The sequence below is a fragment of the Nocardiopsis alba genome (genome assembly GCF_000710955.1).
Taxonomy (GTDB): Bacteria; Actinomycetota; Actinomycetes; order Streptosporangiales; family Streptosporangiaceae; genus Nocardiopsis; species Nocardiopsis alba.
Window position 1 is genome coordinate 360,522 of sequence record NZ_BAZE01000001.1, and the last position, 20,050, is coordinate 380,571.

The 20,050-nt window shown below is 64.2% G+C and carries 18 protein-coding genes; 1 reads left to right on the forward strand and 17 read right to left on the reverse strand.

What is annotated here, in order from left to right:
• Positions 1-245: 245 nt before the first annotated feature.
• The 3 genes from TR33_RS01500 to hisI are packed head-to-tail and all read right to left on the reverse strand — an operon-like array spanning position 246 to position 1,599.
• Positions 246-533 carry an HGxxPAAW family protein gene (locus TR33_RS01500; protein WP_042280979.1) on the reverse strand — a complete coding sequence of 96 codons (288 nt, stop codon included), beginning with the start codon at positions 531-533 and terminating at the stop codon, positions 246-248.
• Positions 533-1,258: a Trp biosynthesis-associated membrane protein gene (locus tag TR33_RS01505; RefSeq protein WP_042280981.1), complete on the reverse strand. Its 726-nt coding sequence runs from the start codon at positions 1,256-1,258 to the stop codon at positions 533-535. The genes TR33_RS01500 and TR33_RS01505 overlap by 1 nt, the downstream gene beginning before the upstream one ends.
• A complete protein-coding gene (hisI, locus tag TR33_RS01510; RefSeq protein WP_014912843.1) occupies positions 1,255-1,599 on the reverse strand; it encodes a phosphoribosyl-AMP cyclohydrolase in 345 nt (114 codons plus the stop codon). Before hisI ends, TR33_RS01505 begins: the two co-directional genes overlap by 4 nt.
• Before the next feature lie 130 nt (positions 1,600-1,729).
• On the opposite strand from hisI, the gene TR33_RS01515 reads away from it, so the two are divergent.
• Positions 1,730-2,737, forward strand: coding sequence for a phosphoheptose isomerase family protein (locus TR33_RS01515; protein WP_042280982.1), 1,008 nt, complete (start codon positions 1,730-1,732; stop codon positions 2,735-2,737).
• Between the two features lie 9 nt (positions 2,738-2,746).
• On the opposite strand, the gene TR33_RS25795 is transcribed toward TR33_RS01515, so the two are convergent.
• The 14 genes from TR33_RS25795 to TR33_RS01570 form a co-directional block, all read right to left on the reverse strand.
• Positions 2,747-4,900 (reverse strand): peptidase domain-containing ABC transporter, encoded by a 2,154-nt coding sequence (locus tag TR33_RS25795; RefSeq protein ID WP_042280983.1) that lies wholly within the window; start codon positions 4,898-4,900, stop codon positions 2,747-2,749.
• A 9-nt stretch (positions 4,901-4,909) separates the two neighbouring features.
• Positions 4,910-5,446, reverse strand: coding sequence for a hypothetical protein (locus TR33_RS26525; RefSeq protein ID WP_159068760.1), 537 nt, complete (start codon positions 5,444-5,446; stop codon positions 4,910-4,912).
• A 6-nt stretch (positions 5,447-5,452) separates the two neighbouring features.
• A complete protein-coding gene (locus TR33_RS25800; RefSeq protein ID WP_234305721.1) occupies positions 5,453-8,644 on the reverse strand; it encodes a type 2 lanthipeptide synthetase LanM family protein in 3,192 nt (1,063 codons plus the stop codon).
• Positions 8,645-8,760: 116 nt separating this feature from the next.
• Positions 8,761-8,976: a mersacidin/lichenicidin family type 2 lantibiotic gene (locus TR33_RS27480; RefSeq protein WP_084570170.1), complete on the reverse strand. Its 216-nt coding sequence runs from the start codon at positions 8,974-8,976 to the stop codon at positions 8,761-8,763.
• 602 nt (positions 8,977-9,578) lie between these two features.
• On the reverse strand, positions 9,579-11,429 hold the full coding sequence (locus TR33_RS01525) for an ABC transporter ATP-binding protein (RefSeq protein WP_014913050.1): 1,851 nt from the start codon (positions 11,427-11,429) through the stop codon (positions 9,579-9,581).
• Positions 11,426-13,432 (reverse strand): ABC transporter ATP-binding protein, encoded by a 2,007-nt coding sequence (locus TR33_RS01530; protein ID WP_014913262.1) that lies wholly within the window; start codon positions 13,430-13,432, stop codon positions 11,426-11,428. Before TR33_RS01530 ends, TR33_RS01525 begins: the two co-directional genes overlap by 4 nt.
• A 355-nt stretch (positions 13,433-13,787) precedes the next feature.
• On the reverse strand, positions 13,788-14,612 hold the full coding sequence (locus TR33_RS01535; protein WP_017534064.1) for a peptidoglycan-binding domain-containing protein: 825 nt from the start codon (positions 14,610-14,612) through the stop codon (positions 13,788-13,790).
• 190 nt (positions 14,613-14,802) lie between these two features.
• Positions 14,803-15,639: a peptidoglycan-binding domain-containing protein gene (locus tag TR33_RS01540; protein ID WP_042280986.1), complete on the reverse strand. Its 837-nt coding sequence runs from the start codon at positions 15,637-15,639 to the stop codon at positions 14,803-14,805.
• Between the two features lie 211 nt (positions 15,640-15,850).
• The gene (gene hisF, locus TR33_RS01545; RefSeq protein WP_014909828.1) at positions 15,851-16,624 is read right to left on the reverse strand and encodes an imidazole glycerol phosphate synthase subunit HisF; all 774 of its coding nucleotides are present in this window, start codon (positions 16,622-16,624) and stop codon (positions 15,851-15,853) included.
• Complete coding sequence (gene priA, locus TR33_RS01550) at positions 16,621-17,379, reverse strand: bifunctional 1-(5-phosphoribosyl)-5-((5-phosphoribosylamino)methylideneamino)imidazole-4-carboxamide isomerase/phosphoribosylanthranilate isomerase PriA (protein ID WP_042281276.1); 759 nt, start codon at positions 17,377-17,379, stop codon at positions 16,621-16,623. Before priA ends, hisF begins: the two co-directional genes overlap by 4 nt.
• A gap of 97 nt (positions 17,380-17,476) precedes the next feature.
• Positions 17,477-18,130, reverse strand: a complete 654-nt coding sequence (gene hisH / locus TR33_RS01555; RefSeq protein ID WP_017534065.1) for an imidazole glycerol phosphate synthase subunit HisH — start codon at positions 18,128-18,130, stop codon at positions 17,477-17,479.
• Between the two features lie 13 nt (positions 18,131-18,143).
• On the reverse strand, positions 18,144-18,305 hold the full coding sequence (locus tag TR33_RS26830) for a CG2302 family histidine operon protein (RefSeq protein ID WP_014911839.1): 162 nt from the start codon (positions 18,303-18,305) through the stop codon (positions 18,144-18,146).
• A complete protein-coding gene (gene hisB / locus TR33_RS01565) occupies positions 18,306-18,899 on the reverse strand; it encodes an imidazoleglycerol-phosphate dehydratase HisB (RefSeq protein ID WP_014913322.1) in 594 nt (197 codons plus the stop codon).
• Between the two features lie 44 nt (positions 18,900-18,943).
• Positions 18,944-20,026 (reverse strand): histidinol-phosphate transaminase, encoded by a 1,083-nt coding sequence (locus TR33_RS01570; RefSeq protein ID WP_014912049.1) that lies wholly within the window; start codon positions 20,024-20,026, stop codon positions 18,944-18,946.
• Positions 20,027-20,050: the final 24 nt, after the last annotated feature.

The following is a 20,050-nucleotide window of genomic DNA, read 5'->3' on the forward strand; positions in this document are numbered from 1 at the left end:
GAGGACAAGGGTTTTCACGCGACGCCGCCTGAGCACACGTCGCCCCAACGGGGTACAGGGTCGGGGGTCACCGGTACGCAGCCGACGGATTCGCATCGTGTCGGTTCGACGAGACAGCGACGAACCGGATCGAAACGGCTGACAGGACCGATGAAGTGAATGTACCCGCCACATGGGACCTTCGTCTATTTTCCGTTACTCACCCGTTGTGACCTGTGTTTTCTCCCCCCCGACCCGAAACGGTGTCAGTTGCCGCTCGTGGCGGCGGCCTTACGGCCCGCTTCCCACTCCTCGCGCGTCGGCGGGATCGGGCGGGGCTCCTTACGGCCCAGACCGACCTTCTTCATCACACCGGCGATGATCGAGAGCACGACGCTGGCGGCCAGGGCGATGATGGTCCACGTCAGCAGGGAACCGCCGGCGATGACGGCGATGGCCGCCACGGTCCAGGCCACGATCCAGCTGATGGTGAGGAACCAGGCGGAGACGGTGTTGCCGTGGTCGTCGTGTTCTTCGTGGTGCGCGTCGGCCATCAGTGGTTCTCCTTCGATTCGGCCGGCCGGTCGGCCGGCGGTGCGGGTTCGGTGTCGTCACCGGGTTCGGCCCGATCCACCGGCGCGGTCGCGGTGGGCGTGCCGTCGCCCGGGGCGTCAAGTGTGGGGTCGTCACCGGCATCCAGCGATCTCCACAGGTCGGCAGGTGTCTCCGCCTGGTGCGGACGCGGTGCGGCGTCCCGATCGTACCGGTTGCCCATCCCCGGCCAGGCAGGGGCACGCACGAGCGCCACCAGACCGCTCAGTGCCAGGAGGAGCCCCCCGGCGGCCCCCATGAGGGGCCCCAGGGCGTGGACTTCGGGGGTTCCGACGACCTCGCCGGTTCCGGCGGTGTCGGTGGCCAGGTCGGCGATGGCACCGATCAGGGCGTCGGGGCGTGTGGCCGACCACAGAGTGGTGAGCGCGAACACACCGCAGAGCACGATGAGGGCGCCGACGACCCGACGCGCCCAGGAACGGGTGGCGTACAGGCCGGCGATCCCGGCGAGGCCGGCCCATCCGAGGCCGCTGAGGGCTCCGGCGAGTTCGCCTCCGGTGACCTCCACCGGGACCGGGGCGACGGGCCCGGGAGAGCTGAAGGATCCGGTCACCCAGACCCGCCCGGAGGCCGCCAGCATCAGCGCGGCCCCGGCGATCATGGCGAGGGTGACCACGCCGTATTCGCGCCGGGCCCCGGTCCTGGAGGGTGTGCGCGCGGTGGTCACAGCAGCCGTCCCGCGTCGAAGCACGTACGGTCGCCGGTGTGGCAGGCGGCCCCGGTCTGGTCGACGCGGAGCAGGAGGGTGTCCCCGTCGCAGTCGAGTGCGACGGACACCACACGCTGGGTGTTGCCGGAGGTCGCCCCCTTGACCCAGTACTCGTTCCTGCTGCGCGACCAGTAGGTGGCCTCGCGTGTGGTGAGGGTGCGGTGCAGGGCCTCGTCGTCCATCCAGGCGAGCATGAGGACCTCGCCGGTGTCGTGTTGCTGCACGACGGCGGGGACGAGCCCCTCCGGGGACCGTTTCAGGCGCGCGGCGATGTCCGGGGCGAGGTTGCTGACGCTCATGCTCCCAGGTTATGGGGGATCCGCGATCGATGCTCACCGGGTGCGGGCGAACGGTCTTCGCGCACACGATCTAGAGTGCGAGCGTGCGCGGCCCGGCCGCCTCACGACCCCGACCACCTGGAGACCTTCCGTGACCGCCGACTCCCTGGCCGCCGATCTGGCGGGCAAACCCGAAGCGCTGAGCGCGCTCTCCCGCCGTTTCCCGCGCTGGGACCCCTACGCGGCGCTGCCCGCCCTCCTGGACGACGAACCGGCCTCGGTGCGGTTCCTGGCGATCGGATCGGCCCACCGGGCCTGCTCGGTGGCGGCGGCCCGGCTGCGTCGTGCGGGGATCGGCGCGCAGGCCGACCTCTCCTCCTCCGCGGAGGAGCCACCCGCCGGCCCGGAGACCCTGGTGGTGGGGGTGACCCTGGGCGACGGTCAGCGGGAGCTGTGCGCGAGCCTGGAGCGTTATGTCGGCCGTTCTCCGGTGGTGGTCCTGGCCCCGGATCCCGACACGGTGGTGGCCCGGTACGCGGACCTTCTGGTCCCCCTGCGCACGGGTGAGGAGGCGAGCGGTCTCGGCTGTCACGCCTACCGGAACGCCTTGGCGCTGCTCCTGCTGTTGGGGCACCGTCTGGGGGCTCCGGTGGGCGGGAGCGGGAACTTCCCCGGCCTGTTGATGCGGGTCTCCCACGCCGAGGAGACCCTGTTGAAGAGGGCCCCGGAATGGGTGCCCGAGGTGGCCGAGGTGTTGGAATCCCCGTCCGGGGTGCACCTGGTGGCCCCCGCGGAACGGCTCGCCACTGCCTGGCAGGGGGCCCTGGTGCTGCGTCGGGGTCCGATCCGGACGGCCCACGTGGCGGAGACCGGAGAGTGGTCGCACACCGACCGGCATCCGGCCGCGGTGACGGACTACCGGGCGTTGCTGTTCACCGGTTCCTCCTACGACCAGAGGTTCGCCGAGCACCTGGTGCAGTTGCGGGGCGCCTTCGTGGCGGTGGGCTCCACCCCCGATCGGGAGCGCGTACCGGGCGCGGCGGCGACCGTGCGCTATCCCGGGGACACCGATCCGGACGTGCGTCTGCTCACCGAACCGTTGGTGCCCGAACTCCTGGCCGCCCACTGGTGGGCCCGGGGCGCCGTGGTCTCCACATGACAGGGGAGATCATCCAGGAGAACCGATCGGGCGGGCATCCGAAACGAGTGAGAAGTAGTGACCGCCGCGTTGCATGAGGTCTTCATGGTCACCCATCTCGACGACAGCACCCTGATTCATGACGACGATCTGATCCGCGTCCTCGACCGTGCTCAGACGATGAGCGATGATGATCCGGGTGCATCCCAGGTTCTTCAAGTTCTCCTGAATCCTCTTCTCCGTCGCCACGTCGAGATGACTGGTCGCCTCGTCAAGAAGGATCATCCTGGGTTCGGCGATCAGGGCCCGAGCCAAGGCCAGGCGCTGCCGTTGGCCGCCTGAGATCCCGGACCCACCTTCACCGAGAGGGGTCTCGTATCCCATAGGCATGGACATGATGTCGGATTCCAAGCAGGCGCTTCGCGCAGCCGAAGCCACTTCGGCAATGGTGGCGTCGGGAGAGTTCAACGCGATGTTCTCAAAGATCGTACCGCTATACACAGCACAATCTTGAAGAACAGCACCAAATTGCTTACGAAGCTCCACGACATCCAATTCATTGATATCGACGCCATCGAACTTCAAGCTTCCCGCCTTCGGAAGGTGAAGAGCCAGAGCCAGCTGCCCAAGTGTGCTCTTGCCGCAGCCTGTGGGCCCCACGATCGCCAACGAAGACCCACTCGGAATATCAAGGGAAATGTTCTTCAAAATCGGAGCACCAACGCCTTGATACCCGAAGCCCACTTCCCTGAAGGAGATATTCGGCTTCAGGTCGGAAATCTTCTTGAAAGAATCACCCCTTTGCTCTACTTCTTCATGAGAAATGCCCTGAATCCTCGACACATGGACACCGACCGTCTGAAGCGACTGGTAGACCTGCGAGATGGAACTGATAGGCGCCATAGCCATACCCACCAGACCGTTGGCAGCCACCATTGTCCCCAACCCCACAGAACCCTCAAGGACCGCAGCAACACCGACAAGCAACAACATCAAGGGAACACCGACTCTGCTCACCTCGAAGAACGCAGTCAGAAGATTCTGGAGTCGCTCCTCTCGAACCGTTGCCAACATCTGCCTGGAAAAATGATTTTCCCATCGCCTATAAGCATAGGCCTCACCACCCGAAGCCTTGATACTCGAAATCCCATTAATGGATTCCGCCAAACTGCTCTGACTCAACGAGAAGGCGCTCACCTTGCGCTCACTCTGCATCCTGATGATCGGAGTAAAGAGAAAAGCAACAAGGAGCTGACACAGCATCACCACAAGCGCCATCAACCCAAACAAAGGGAAGATCCAAATAAGTAGGATGACATAAATTATTCCAGCAAAAAGATCAAGCACGAGTGTCGCAAAATGAACACCCAACGCCTCTCTGGCCGCTACCGTACTTGATGTACGCGTTAGAATGTCACCGGCACCTCGATTTTGGAAGTAGCCGAGAGGAAGCCGAAAAATCTTTCCCATGAGATTAGTCATCAACGAAATATCGATCTTCGCCCGGAGCCTTACCAGGATCGCACCCCTGGCGTAGACGGAAACCGCATGACAAATAATGAGGGTGACCATTGCCCAAAATAGATGACCCATGGGTGTCAACGAACCACCCATGGTGGCCATGTCGACCATATATCTCATGAAAAGCGCGGGAATGGCCCCGAGAATCAGCACTACCGTGGAAACAGCAAGAAACGGAACAAGGAGACCCCGACCAACAGGAAGCTGAGCCCTCAGGTAATTCAGGGTCGACTCAGATTCGATCTTCGGAGGAGACCATTTCTCATCAACCGCAAATGTCAGGACCACTCCGGTGAAGTAACGACCCATCTCGGCACGATCGGATCGACGTCGACCAGCAGCCGGATCGATGATGTAAAAGGTGTCTCCGACAACCTTTTCCAACACGACGTAATGCCCGAACCCCCAATGGAGAATAGCCGGAAGCTCAAAGGACTCCAAGTTGCGAATATCAGACTTGTAAGATCGTGTGGTGAGACCGTAAAAATCTCTGGCGAGAGCGACGATATCTCCCGCATTGGCACCATCACGACCAATATTCAACTGAGCCCCCAGCTCGCTGGACCTCACATGGACGCCGAAATAACCCAGCACCATAGCAAGGCATGCGGCGCCGCATTCACTTTGAGAATCTTGGAGTTTAACCGGTGTTCTACGTGCCATTTTCCAGACTCACCCCTCACTACCAACACCGGAGATGAGAACGCTCAAAAGCGACCTGCTCTCACTCATCAGCCTCACTTCTCCAGAGAGACTGTGCAAGACATCAATTCCATTGTTCCAGGCGAGATTCGGAACCAGTTCATACTGCGAATCCCCTTCTCGACTCCGAGCATCAGAAAAAGAATCCTCTGGCACCAGGAGCACGGGAAACATCGAAGATCCAACTTCAAGATAGAGACTTCCCCCTTCTGAAACCGACACAGAATCATTAGTCGAAACTATAATCCCCTCATCGGTTTCCTCCAGAACAAGGAAGTCATAGCCAACCCCAGAGGGAACCGCGAAAGGGACGACAAGGGCACCAAGGATAAGCGTGAGGAAAAAAGCGAATCTAAATTTATTCAAATCCAACAGAGCCGCCACTTCGGAAATACTGCATTCCGAACCTCGACCAATGCCGTCTCTGGTCTTCTTCTGATAATATTCCAAGGCCTCCGGCAGAAAAGGAGAAACAACTTCACGAGACCCCGACAAACTCTTTTCCATGTCCGATCAGATCACCTTCGGGGGGTCGAGCAGGAGAGCCGATGGGATGTTTTCGAAGTCAGACAACTTGAGGATCTCATACCCGATCCCGGCAATCCCAGAAAGGAACCCCGGTGAAAATTTTTCTTCAACTTCACCCGTATTCCATGCATGCGACGCCCCTTCCAGGATGAGCTCATAAAGAGAACTATGCAGCACCTCATCACGGCCACCCATGATCTTTTTATAAGCCATCAAGAATTCAAGGTTTCCGGAAATGCCATGACAGGCTACATGCGAACCGTCGGCTCGGATAAGATGCCCATCATCGCCGATCGTTCTCGAACGGGTGAAGTTTTCGGCTTTCGATAGATCCTCGGCCAGGTACTGGTATTTAATTTCGAGATTCGCAACAGTTCTCATGATTCCAATGCGCGCGAATCCAACACCTGGAGCACCGTGGCACCAAGCCATCATGCCTTGATCAGAGCCGGAGCGAAGATCCGGCCAGGTCTGCTTTTCCTCGTCAAAGCAAGAGGATTCATAGTTCAGAGCCCCATCGATAAATGACACATACCTCTCATCCGGAGAGACCTCGTTGAGACGGGCAAAAGCATAGGCAACACCACTCGCCCCATGAGAGAACCCAGCGAGGTGGTTCTGATCCCCTCCCCATCCCCATGAAATAGAATCATTATTTCGAACGGCATTATTTATCAACTTCTCCGCAGCTGATCTAGCGGCAGCCAGAGCTTGAGAATCAGGCCGGACCGCATGAAGTGAAAGCAGCGAGAGTATCGCCCCTGCACTGCCCTCGATCACATCATTCTCGAGATCCCTGGCAACTCCTTCTTCAACTAGGGGTACCAGGCTCTCCGCCGCATCCCAGAGTTCTTCACGCCATTCATTCTTCTCAGACCAGCCTCCCGCATGAGCAAGATAATAGATCAGTGATCCAACTCCGGAAAACGCTCCAGGTTTCATATTCCCTGTGCTCTTTTTCAGGTCATCGACCTCCCAAAGAACCGTTCTACTCACAGCATCGGCGACCTTTTGCACCCAAAGCTCCCCACTTCTCGCCCCAAGAGCCGAAAAGAACAAGCCGATTCCTGAAATTCCATACGCGATATCCATGCCAGCCGACTCATACCTGAGATGGCCGTCAAGGAGTGGGCTCAGTGAAAGCCACCCTATGCACCCATCACTTTGAACAGAAGAATCCAACAGATCCCGAGCAATGTCCAAGGCCGCTTCAAGTGGGGAGAAGTTTCGAGAGTCACCTCCACCATAAGATTCCTTTCTTTTTTTCTTCAATTCAGGCTTGGCAACGTCACGGGCCTCAGCAAAGCTTGCTCGTATAATCAGCTTTTGTTGGGAAAGTTCTTTTTCACTGAACCCGGACACTCTGCTCGCTGCATAAGAAATTCCTGATTCCGGAAGAAAATCTTCAACGAAAGAGCCGTCGGAAGCGACTAGTCCTCTACTTTCTGGAAGAGATTCAAAGAAGGGGACGTTCGAGCTACGAAGATCGTTCATCTCATGGCGCACCAGCCTCTCTCGGCCCGGAACACCTCTAGCCAGATTTCCCAGGCTCAAAAAAAGCCTTTCCTGGTCCAGAGCATCCCTCAGATAGTCAGGGTGCCACGAAGCATTTATGAAATCCATATAAAGGAAGGTAGGCGCCACAACCCGCCTCATCCTCACCGAAGAGAACTTCTCCAGGATCCCTTTCTTTCCAAGCCATTTATCCTTTTTTTCCATGATGGTTCGGTACATCCAGTCGAAGCCGTCGATCATGTTCTCCACATGGTCGGCTGCGCTGATGCTACCCCCATGAAGTTTCAGAATGTTCTCAGAGGGAGATCGAACCTGAAACTCTTTTTGAGATATGATCATCTCATCGGTGCCGACACCTTGAGGAACAGGAGATGAGAACCTACCACGCCCCTTCTTTGATCCGAATGCACTCATTTCAAATGCATAAGGACCACTGTCCGACTCCATCACAACAGCCTGAGGAAGAAGTCCGGTGTTGATCACGGAATTTTCAATAAGATTTTTTTCCGGCCTCTTCTCCTCCATTACGTAAGGATGATGGAAAAGAGTTTCAAAATCGATAATAGTCGGACTGTCTCCACATGCGATCACATTTTCATAGTGCATATCCGTAGCGCAAAGTGCATGGAGAAGTGCAAGAAGAGCTCCGCCACGCCAGTAATAATCTTCCGCCTCTTTTTCGGAGGAGACTGCTCGAGGTGAGACATGATCCATCCATCCATAATCACCCCTATCCCACGATTTCACCTTCAGTAGTGCAACCCGGGGTGAAAGATCATTCACCCATTCAAGAACATCGTTCCAAATTTCATCAGATTTGAGAGATTTCGGTTTGTAAACGAGCTTAGAGCCCCCGAAGTCAACTACAGCAACGCTTCTTCCGGACCTGTGCCTGTCACCCGCGCCAAAATAAACATCCGACAAACAACTCGGATCGATATCAAATTTTTCACGCAGGAACGGCGCATCAAAAACAAGTCTTTCGGTAAATTCAGACACCACTCCCCTCCAATCATGGAGGAGCAACTCGATCTTTCTAAGAAGAACCGGATACTCTCCCCAGAAGGATTTTTTGTACTCCACATCCGACTGGATCTGGTTGAATTTTTTAAACCTCTCTCTAGAATCATGCCCATCAAGGCGGCCTTCCAATCTGGCAACATTGAGCTCCAGTACATAGGTCTGGAGCATGAGCTTCTTTATTTCTTGAATGGGAAATCTGGATAGCATTATACTGGGCAAACTCGAAAGTTCAGGAATCCCTGAAACAATCTTTCTGAGGTCTCTCGCCACCTGAACCTGGTAACCCCAAATGAGTTCTTCCGCAGCCCGTACGGTGCCCATCTCTTCTACGCCGAGAAGAAAACTCTCTCCACCGAGATCAGAACCCAAGGACCAGAAATGAGCAACACGAGAAACCCACTCAGGCTCCTTGGCATCCCCCTCTCTATTCTCTGCCCCACCATCAAAAACTCCCATCAGAAGCGGAGCATCAAAACCCATAGAATGAAGGGTTGAAGAAAATTCTTTCTCCCCTACAGCCTCCTCCCATTTTTTCTTCTGCCACCTCCTCTCCTCCTCTGAAAGGAGAAAACAATCACCTCTTTCATGAACATAGAGAGCCCTTTGCCAATCAGACTTCAAGATAGAGAACTTCTTCATCATCACTCCAAAGAAAAGTGGCCGACGCTGAAAACATCGGCCACTCAAATTAATCTAGACCGTACATCCGAAATGACTTGATCTAAAAATCAACGCCGGGTACGCATGTCGATTACCTAGCAATCAAACACGTAGGTAGCCGCACACCACCCGGTACCAACAGCCGAAACAATGCATTTCGAACCGGTGATAGCGCCGTTGACCGCACCCAACTCGGTGTCGGTCAGCATCCGAACATTCGACGAACCGGACGGGTGTTCCGGAACTTCAACTCCAGCTGCAGCCAATTCTTCACGGTAGCGGGGGCTCTTCCAAGCGTGCACTGCATCCATTAAAATCACCCTTCAAAGAAATAATTCAATGTCTACAATCAAGCACTTGAACCCTACCAACACCCTCCACCAAAACAGGACAAGATGAACATAAGCAGACGAACCTACATGAACACACCAACGCTGAGCTGCGGCTATGCACACCCAAACTAGATCCCCTGTCCGGATTCGGCCATCTCGGGGCCAAACAAGGTGGATCAGGGAGCCTGTTCTCACCTTCAGCTGCAGAGTAGCCCCTTGCTCCCGAAGCACAGGCAGGTCACACCATCGACTCGGGGACACCGGTTCGAGACCTGCGTACAGGCTGTGGTCGACCGTTTCACGACCACAGCAAGGAGCGGTACCCCTCGGCACCCACTCGTTTCTTTGAGAACCCTTCGCAACGAATACGGATCTCGAAACGATCCAGGTCCCGGTGCGCGACCTCGACGGTCTACGTACAGGGAAAAGCGAACAAACAGGCCCCGGACGTGCGTCTGCTCACCGAACCGTTGGTGCCCGAACTCCTGGCCGCGCATTGGTGGGCCCGGACGGACCGCTGAGCACCGGCCGTCCCGGACCGCCCGTCTCCGAGGAGCCGGGTACGGACGGTCCGGGCGTGATCAGGCGGAGGACCGGATCCAGGAGGCGTAGAGGTCGGCGTACACGCCCGGCCGGCCGACCAGCTCTTCGTGGGTTCCGCTCTGCACGATCCGACCGGCGTCGAAGACCAGGACCCGGTCGGCGGCCTCGGCGGTGGAGAGCCGGTGGGCGATCGCGACCGAGGTGCGGCCTCGGGTCAACCGGTCCAGGGCGCCCTGGATGCGCATCTCCGTGTGCGGGTCGACCGCCGAGGTGGCCTCGTCCAGCACCAACAGGTCCGGATCGGCGATGTAGGCGCGGACCAGGGCGACGAGCTGCCGCTCGCCCGCCGACAGGGATTCGCCGCGCTGACCGACCGGTGTGTCCAGACCGTGGGCGAGTCCGCCCAGCCATTCGGCGAGACCGAGCTCGGTGATGGCGGTCTCCAGTTCGGCGTCGGTGCTCTCGGGCCGGGCGAAGCGGATGTTGTCGCCCAAAGAGCTGTCGAACAGGAAACCCTCCTGCGGGACCATGACGACACGGCTTCGCAGGGAGGAGAAGGCGACCTCCCTCAGGTCGACCCCGTCCAGACGGACGGTCCCGCTCTCGGGGTCCATCAGCCGGGTGAGGAGTTTGACGAAGGTGGTCTTGCCCGACCCGGTCTCGCCGACGACCGCCACCCGGGTGCCCGGGGTGATCCGGACACCGACGTCGTCCAGGACCACGGGCCCCTCGGGATAGGAGTAGGTGACCCGGTCGAAGTCGACCCGGACCGGGCCGCGCGGCAGGACGCGACCGGCCTCGCCGGGATCGGCGATGTCGGGAACGGTGTCCAGGACCCCCAGGACGCGCCGCCATCCGGCGATGGCGTTCTGCGCCTCGTTGAAGATCTCGGTGGCCATCATCATGGGCTGGATGAACAGGGTCATGAGGAAGAGGAAGGCGATGAGCTGACCCGCGGTCAGATCTCCTCCGAGCCCGAGCCGCACACCGGCCAGGACCACGGCCGCGTTGGCGATGGCGGCGACGATCTCGGCGAAGGGCGAGACCGCCATGGACAGACGCTGCGCCTTGACCTGGGCCCCGCGCGTGGCCAGGACGGTGGTGTCGATGCGTTCGGCGGTGCGCGCCTCGATGCCGTGGGCGCGGATGACGGAGGCCCCCATGACGGTCTCGCCGACCGCGCCGAGCATGTCGCCGGTACGTTCGCGGACCTTGAGGTAGGCCTTGGACAGCAGCTTCTGGAGCCAGCGCACGCCGAAGAGCAGCGGCAGGAAGCAGACCCACACGACGATGGTGAGCTGCCAGGAGTAGACCGCCATCAAGACGGTGGCGACGAGGAGCTGACCGGTGCTGACCAGCAGGAGCAGCCCGCCCCACTGCATGAAGTGGCTGATCTGGTCGACGTCGCCGGTGACCCGGGAGACCAGGGCGCCCTTGCGCTCACTGTTCTGGGTCAGGACGGACAGGTCGTGGACGTGCCGGAAGGCCTTGCGGCGCAGGGTCGCCAGCCCGGACTCGGTGGCCCGGTACAGGCGCACGTTCATCAGGTAGGAGCAGATCATGGTGACGACCAGCAGCGCCGCGCAGGTCGCCACCATGCGGGTGACGAATCCCAGGTCGGGGCCGCCGCTCCCGGTGAGACCGTTGTCGATGATCTGCTGGACGGCGATGGGGACGATGACCTTGCCCGCGGTCGCGACCAGGGCGAAGATCAGGGTGAGCCACAGACCCTTGGCGAACTCCGGGGACAGCCTCAGGCCTCGTTTGAGGGTGTCGATCGCGCCGTCCCGGCTCTGGTGCAGGGACAGGACCGGATCCCGTTCGGGGCCGCGCTCCTCGTGCCCCTCCTCCGGACCCTCGTCGGTGCGGGGACGTGTGGGTACGCTCATCGGCTGCTCTCCTCGGTGGCGTCGCCGTCCCTCTCACGGCGGTGGGGTTCGATCGGCGCGGGCTCCTCCGGGAGGGGTTCGCGTTCGGCCTCGTTCTCGGCGGAGGCGCGTTCGTAGGCGGTGACCAGCCGGTTGTAGCCGGGTGAGGCGGTGAGGAGTTCGTCGTGGGTCCCGCGGGCCAGGATCCGCCCCTTCTCCATGTAGAGCACCTCGTCGGCGAGCTCGATGGTGGCGCGACGGTAGGCGACCACGACCACGGTGGCGGAGGAGTCGCGTTCCCGGAGCCCGGAGAGGATCTGGGCCTCGATCTGCGGGTCGACCGCGGAGGTCGCGTCGTCCAGGATCAGGAGCCGGGGCCTGCGGACGATGGCGCGGGCCAGCGCCAGACGTTGGCGTTGCCCTCCGGAGAGGGTGGTGCCCTTCTCCCCCAGTTCGGCGTCGAGGCCGCCGTCGAGGGCGCTGATGAAGCCGTCGGCGCGGGCCAGGCGCAGGGCGGCCCAGACCTGGGCGTCGTCGACGTCCTCGCCGAGGGCGATGTTGTCGCGGACGGTGTCCTCGAACACGAAGGTGCCCTGGGGGACGAGCGCGGCGTGCCGTGGCACCTGGTCGCGGGCCAGGTCGCGCAGGTCGACGTCGTCGTAGGAGACGGAGCCGGTGTCGGGGTCGACCAGGCGCATCAGGACGGTGGTGAGCGTGGACTTGCCCGAGCCGGTGGGACCGACGATGGCGACGGTGCGCCCCGGCGCGATGTCGAGGTCCACCCCGTCGAGGACGGTGGTGCGGGCCCCCTCGTCGGTGTCGGCCATGAGGTCGCGGCCGTCGACATCGTAGGAGTCGGCGTAGGAGAAGGTGACGTCGCGGGCGCTCAGGGCCAGGCCTCGGTTCGAGGGTTCCAGGACGCGGTCCCCGTAGACCATCGCCCCGTCGGACCTCAGGACCGACTGGACGCGGTCCCAGCCCACGACGCTGCGGGGCAGGTCGCCCAAGAGCCATCCGAAGGAGCGGATGGGCAGGGCGAGCAGGGTGAAGAGGAAGGCGATCTGGACGAGGTCGCCGGGTTCGATGGCGCCCGTGGACAGGCGCCACATGCCCAGGAGGAGGACGGCGAGGACACCGAGGTTGGGCAGCGCCTCCATGAAGGGGTCGAACATGGAGCGCATGCGTCCGACCTGGATGAGCGCGTCGCGCAGACGGTGGGCGGCGTGCGTGAAGCGTTCGGTCTCGGTGTCCTCCCGGCCGAGGGTCTTGACGACGAGGGCGCCGTCGAAGGACTCGTGGGCCACACCGCTGACCTCGGCCCGCAGGGCCTGGGCGTGGGAGGCCATCGGGGAGACACGGCGTTGGAAGACGACGTTGGCGGCGGCCAGGGCGGGGAAGACGACGAAGGCGACCAGGGCCAGGATCGGGTCGGTGACGATCATGGCGACGGCGGCGATGAACAGCATGAACACGCTGCCGACCACCATGGGCAGGGGCGCCAGGGGCTGCCAGGCGGCCTCGACGTCGGCGTTGGCGTTGGAGAGGAGTTGTCCGGTGGGGTGGCGGTGGTGCCAGGCCAGCGGGAGCTCGAGGTACTTGCGGGCCACGGAGCGCCGGTAGCGGGCCTGCATGCGGAACTGCATGAGGCCGGCGAGCAGGCGGCGCAGCGCCAGCCCGACGGCCTTGCCCAGACCGACGGCCAGCAGGAGGGCGGCCGCCATGGTCAGCGCGGCGGCGGTGGTCTCACCCGAGGAGAAGGCGGGGATGATGGTCGCGTCGGTGATGTGGCCGAGGACGGACGCCGAGCCGACGGTGACGGCGGCGTGGAGCATGGCCCCGCCGACGGCGGCCAGGAAGATCCAGGGTTCGGTCCGGGCGGCGACCCACAGGACCCGCATCCCCCGTCCGAAGACCTTCTTGTGCCGGTTCGCCTCGTCGAGGTCGGGCCGGTCCCGGGTTCCGGAGCCGGGTTCGCGTTCCTCCTCCCGCTCCTTCGGACTCGTCGCCGTGCTGCCCTGAGCCATACGCCCCCGCTTCCTGTTCCGTGACCGGTCGGTCGGGTGTTCCCGCACCCCGAAGGCCCCGGGGTGCCGGGGGAGGTCTCGGGGCGTGTCGGGCCACAACCTATCCAGCGGCTCCGACAGCTTCCACCGGATTGTTTCAGCGCGAGTCCGGTTCTTGCTATTCCGTCCGCTCCGGGCACAAATCGGTGAACGGGGCGCGAAGGGCGGGTACGTGCGACGGCCCCATCCGTCTCGGCCCCTCCGCCCGGCCGGCCCGGTTCCGGGCCGACCGCTTCGGGTGTCCGGGACATGGCGGGGGCCCGGCCCCTCTCGTAGAGGAGCCGGGCCCGAGGCGCGGAACGTGACGACCGGTCGGTCAGCCGCGCGCGCCCTCGACCTCTGCGGCGGGGGCGTCCATCGGCTGGTCCACGGCGGCCGGGGCCTCGGGGGCGGTCTCCTGGGCCGGGGCCTCCGGAGCGACCTCCTGGGCCGGGGCCTCGATCGGCTGGTCCACGGTGGCGGGAGCCTCCGGAACGACCTCCTCGGCCGGAGCTTCGACCGGGCGCTCCGTGAGCTCCGGGATGCTCACGCACCCGTTCTCGACCTGCTCGGTGATGGTCTCCTTGAAGGTCAGACGGCCGTAGATACCGTCGACCCCGATACCGGCGCCCCGCTGGACCTCCCTGACGGCCTCCTCGGTCTCGGGGCCGTAGAAGCCGTCGATGTCGAGACCGGCGTCGTACTTGCCGTTCAACAGCGACTGGAGGGCACGGACCGCGTCACCCTGGTCACCGGGGCGAATGCCGTCCGCCTCCGACGGGAAGAGCTCGTTGCGCATCTTCACCCAGGTGTCCACGTCCAGGACACCGTCGACCGGAATCGTCCCCGCGTCCTCCTCGAACGCGATGACGGTCGCCTCGACCTCCTCGGTGAACAGGCAGCCGGGCCGCTCGGTCTCGAAGCCCAGGTGGCTCAGGAAGTACTGGGCGGCCAGGATGTCGATGTTCGGTCCGGGGTTGTCGACCGACCACTCGGGCCAGGCTCTGGCCTCGATCTGCTCGATGACCTCCGCCGGGGTGCGGTCGAGGTCGTCCGCCGAGGCGGTCGGGGCGAGCATGAACATGCCCCCGAAGACGAAGGCGCCGGCCGTGGCCAGGGAGACGGCCCGTCGGGCGATACCGCTGCTGAACTGCTCGGACATGATGGGCGTCGACTCCTTATCGTGTGACTGAGACGACAGCATGCTCACACGGATCACGAGGGAGTTAACCCAGCGCCACGCATGTGTAACTTTCGGTCACGTCCGGACGGTCGGAACGGCGAAGGCCCGGGCCGCCCTCACGGGGACCCGGGCCTCGTGCGTCGAGAACTACGGAAAGACGGCGGACCGGCTAGTAACCGCGCACCCGCTCGGCCTCACCGGCCGGAGCCTCGACGGACTTCTCCGCGACCTCCGGAGCCTCCTCCTCGACCGTTTCGCGCACGGCCTCCTCGGGGGCGACCACCTCGGCCGGCTTCTGCGCGGCCTCCGGAGCACCCTCCCGAACCGGACGCTCGACGGCCTCGGACTCGGCGTCCGCGGCGGGCCGCTCGTCCTGGGCGATCCGCGGCAGGTTCTGGCACGTGCTACCGCCCGGGGCGGTGATGGTGCCCTTGTAGGTCAGGCGACCGAACGCGCCGTCGACACCGATGCCGAGACTGCGCTGGGCGTTCCTGACCGCGTTCTCGGTGGCGGCGTCGTAGTACTCGTGGAGCGAGAGGCCCGCGTTGTACTTGGAGTTCAGCAGCACCTTGACGGCGAGGACGCCCCAACCGCGGTCACCGCGCTTGTAGGCGTCGGCCTCCGTCGGGAAGTGCATGTTCCGGATCTTCACCCAGGTGGTCGAGTCCAGGACACCGTTGACGGTGATCCCCTCACGACGTTCGAAGTTCCGAACCGTCGATTCGGCCCGGTCGTTGTAGAGGCAGCCCGGGTTCTGGGTGATGTAACCGAGGCCGTTGAGGAAGAGCAGGGCGGCCTGGACGTCGACGTTCGGGCCGGGGTTACCGACCGAGTACTGAGGCCATGACCTCGCCTCGATCTGGCTGATGATCTCCACCGGGGTCCGCTCGTAGTCGTCCGCGGCCGCGGGCGGGGCGAGCATGACCACGCTGCCGAGGGCGAAGGCCCCCGCCGTGGCCAGGGACGCGACGCGACGAGCGATTCCACTGGTGAGCTGCTCGGGCATGATGGGTTCTGACTCCCCTGTCGAGTGACTGAGACGACAGCATGCTCACACGGAGCACAAGAAAGACGACCCTGCGCCACGCGACAATCACCCTCCGCGTTTATCTTCGCTTTAGAACTGCCCTGACCTGGGATGATTCGTCCCCCCACAAGGCCACCAGGTCACCAGAAGGGGCCGGCTCGTCTCCGACCCGGCCCCTTCACCTCTTCACCTAACGAACCGGGTGTCCGGCCTCGCGCAGGCTCCGTTTCACGTCGGCGATGGTGAACTCGCCGAAGTGGAAGACGGTCGCCGCCAGCAGCGCGTCGGCCCCGGCCTCGACGGCGGGAACGAAGTGCTCCACGGCCCCGGCTCCGCCCGAGGCGATCAGGGGCACGTCCACACGGGCCCGGACCCCCCTGATCAGTTCCAGGTCGAACCCGGCCTTGGTGCCGTCGGCGTCCATGGAGTTGAGGAGGATCTCCCCCGCTCCCAGCTCGGCCGCACGCTCGCACCACTCGAGGGCGTCGAGCCCGGTTCCGCGACGGCCGCCGTGCGTGGTGACCTCGAAACCGCTGGGCGTGGGGGCGTCGCCCTCACGGACCCGACGCACGTCGGCGGAGAGCACCAGGACCTGCCGACCGAAGCGCTCGGCGATCTCCTCGATCAGCTCCGGCCGCGCGATGGCCGCGGTGTTGACCCCCACCTTGTCGGCGCCGGCGCGCAGGAGTCGGTCCACGTCCTCGGTGGAACGCACCCCGCCGCCGACGGTCAACGGGATGAACACCTGGTCGGCGGTGCGACGCACGACGTCGTAGGTGGTCTCCCGGTCCCCGCTGGAGGCGGTCACGTCCAGGAAGGTCAGCTCGTCGGCGCCGCCCGCGTCATAGGTGCCCGCCAGTTCCACGGGATCCCCGGCGTCGCGCAGGTTCTCGAAGTTGACGCCCTTGACGACCCGGCCGTCGTCCACGTCCAGGCAGGGGATGACCCGGATGGCCAGGCTCACCGCCGACCGCCCTTCACCAGGGCCAGGGCGTCCTCCAGGGTGAAGGCGCCCTCGTACAGCGCGGTGCCCATGATGGCGCCCTCCACACCGACCGGGACCAGGGTGGACAGGGCCTCCAGGTCGGCGAGGCTCGACACGCCGCCGCTGGCCACCACCGGCTTGTCGGTGTGCTCGCACACGGTGCGCAGCAGGTCCAGGTTGGGGCCCTTGAGGGTGCCGTCCTTGTTGACGTCGGTGACGACGTAACGGGCGCAGCCCTCGGCCTCCAGACGCTCCAGGGTCTGGAAGAGGTCGCCGCCGTCGCGCGTCCAGCCCCGGGCCGCCAGGGTGGTGCCACGGACGTCCAGACCGATGGCGATCCTGTCCCCGTGGTCCGCGATGATCCGGGCGCACCACTCCGGGTTCTCCAGGGCCGCGGTGCCGATGTTCACCCGGGCGCAGCCGGTGTCCAGGGCGGCCTTCAGGGACTCGTCGTCACGGATCCCGCCGGACATCTCGACCTTGATGTCGAGACGGCCCACGATGTCGCGCAACAGTTCGCGATTCTCGCCGCGCCCGAAGGCGGCGTCCAGGTCCACGAGGTGGACCCACTCGGCGCCGGCGTTCTGCCAGGCCTCGGCGGCCTTGAAGGGGTCGCCGTACCGCCCGCCGGTACCCGCCTTGCCCTGGACGAGCTGGACGGCCTGTCCGCCCGCGACGTCCACGGCCGGCAGCAGTTCGAGTGCGGGGGTCGACGGAGTGTGCTCGCCGGTCATCATGCCTTCTCGTGCTCGGTTCGGTACTGGATGGAGGTGCTCTCGTGTTCGGGGTCCCGAACACGGGCCGGTGGGCGGGTGGCCCCGACCGGCGTCGTCACAGGGTGGCGACCCAGTTGGCCAGGACCCGCGCCCCGGCGTCGCCCGACTTCTCCGGGTGGAACTGGGTGGCGCTCAGCGGGCCGTTCTCCACGGCGGCCACGAAGGGCTCGCCGTGTTCGGCCCAGGTCACCCGGGGTGCCGGGATCCGCTCGCTGGAGGCGACGAACTCCCAGTGACGTACCGCGTAGGAGTGCACGAAGTAGAAGCGCTCCTCGGGGTCGACGTCGGCGAACAGCCGCGTGCCCTCGGGCGGTGTGACGGTGTTCCAGCCCATGTGGGGCACCACGGGGGCGCGGAGCCGCTCGACCGTGCCGGGCCACTCTCCACAGCCCTCCGTGGCCCGATCCTCGGAATGGACGTCGGCCTGCTCGACACCCCGGTCGAAGAGGACCTGCATTCCCACGCAGATCCCGAGGACCGGCCGGCCTCCGGCCACACGGCGACCGATGACGCGGTCTCCGCCCGCGGCCTTGAGGCTGGCCATGCAGGCGCTGAAGGCGCCCACCCCGGGGACGACGAGCCCGTCGGCCTCCAGGGCGACGCGCGGGTCGGAGGTGACGGTGACGTCGGCGCCGGTGCGTTCCATGGCGCGCTGGGCCGAACGCAGGTTGCCCGATCCGTAGTCGAGGACCACCACGCGTGAGGACATCGAGGGTGCCTTTCTAGAGGTAGCCGAGCCGCAGCGCGCCGGAAACCACGGCGAGCACGACACATCCGGCCAGGGCGACGGCGATCAGGCGGTTCTTGTTCCACAGCACGTAGACACCGCCCGCGAGGAAGCCGCCGAAGACGATGAGGAGCAGTCCCCAGAGGTCGGTGTCCATCTACAGGACGCCCTTGGTGGAGGGGACGCCGGTGACCCTCGGGTCCTTCTCGGTGGCCACGCGCAGGGCCCGGGCGAAGGCCTTGAACTGGGCCTCGACGATGTGGTGGGCGTTGCGGCCGTAGGGCACGTGGATGTGCAGGGCCACGCGCGCCTGGGCCACGAAGGACTCGAAGATGTGCCGGGTCATGGTGGTGTCGTAGTCGCGACCGATCACCGGGGCCATGCCCTCGGGCTCGGTGTGCACAAGGTAGGGACGGCCGGAGACGTCGACGGTGACCTCGGCCAGCGCCTCGTCCAGGGGCACCTTCGCGTCGGCGAAGCGGCGGATGCCGGCGCGGTCGCCGAGCGCCTCGCGGAAGGCGGCGCCCAGGGCCAGGGCGGTGTCCTCCATGGTGTGGTGCGAGTCGATGTGCAGGTCGCCCTCGGTGCGCACGGTCAGGTCGAACAGGCCGTGCTTGGCGAGCTGGTCGAGCATGTGGTCGAAGAAGCCCACGCCGGTGGAGACGTCGGCGATCCCGGTGCCGTCCAGGTCGACCTCGACCAGGACCTTGGTTTCCTTGGTTGCGCGTTCGACGCGCCCGGTGCGGCTCATGATGATCTCTTTCGAGGAGAACGGTGGGACGTGGAAGGGGCGGGTCAGCGGCCGGTGGCCTTCAGGAGGGCGTCGCGGAAGGCGACCATCTCCTCCGGTGTGCCGACGGTGACGCGCAGCCAGCCGGGCGGACCGACCTCGCGGATGAGGACCTGCCGGTCGAGCATCCGACGCCAGACCAGGTTGCGGTCCTCGAACTCTCCGAAGAGGACGAAGTTGGCGTCGGAGTCGGCGACCGAGAAGCCCTCCGAGCGCAGCCAGTCGACGAGCGAGTCGCGTTCGCGGCGCAGGTCGGCGACGGCTCCGAGCAGCTCGCCCGAGTATTCGAGCGCGGTGAGGGCCACCGTCTGGGTGACGGCCGACAGGTGGTAGGGCAGCCGGACCAGCTGGAGGGCGTCGACCACGGCGGGGTGCGCCGCGAGGTAGCCCACGCGCGCTCCGGCCAGGGCGAAGGCCTTGGACATGGTCCGGGAGACGATGATCCGGGGGTGCTCGTCGAGCAGGGTGAGTGCGCTGGGCGTGCCCTCCCGCCGGAACTCGGCGTAGGCCTCGTCCACGACGACCACGCCGGGGGCGGCCCGGGCGACACGCTCGATGTCGGCGAGTTCCAGGGCGGTCCCGGTGGGGTTGTTGGGCGAGGTGAGGAAGACGACGCTGGGCCGGTGTTCGGCGATCGCCTCCAAGGCGGCGTCGACGTCGATACGGAAGTCGGCGTCGCGCGGCACCGAGACCCACGCGGTTCCGGTGCCCCTGGAGATGATCGGGTGCATGGAGTAGGAGGGCTCGAAGCCCATCGCGGTGCGACCGGGGCCGCCGAAGGCCTGGAGCAGCTGCTGGAGGATCTCGTTGGAGCCGTTGGCCGCCCATACGCCGGCGGCGGTCAGACCGTGGCCGAGGTAGGCGGCCAGTTCCTCGCGCAGGCGGAGGGCGTCCCGGTCCGGGTAGCGGTTGAGCCCGGTCGCGGTGTCGGCGACCGCCTCGGCCAGGGCCTTGGCCAGGGCCGGCGAGGGGGCGTGCGGGTTCTCGTTGGTGTTGAGGACCACCGGCACGTCCAGCTGGGGGGCACCGTAGGGAGAGCGTCCCCGCAGATCGTCGCGGAGCGGAAGGTCGTTCAGGGTGAAGCTCACTGGTCTCACACTCGTGGTCGGTGG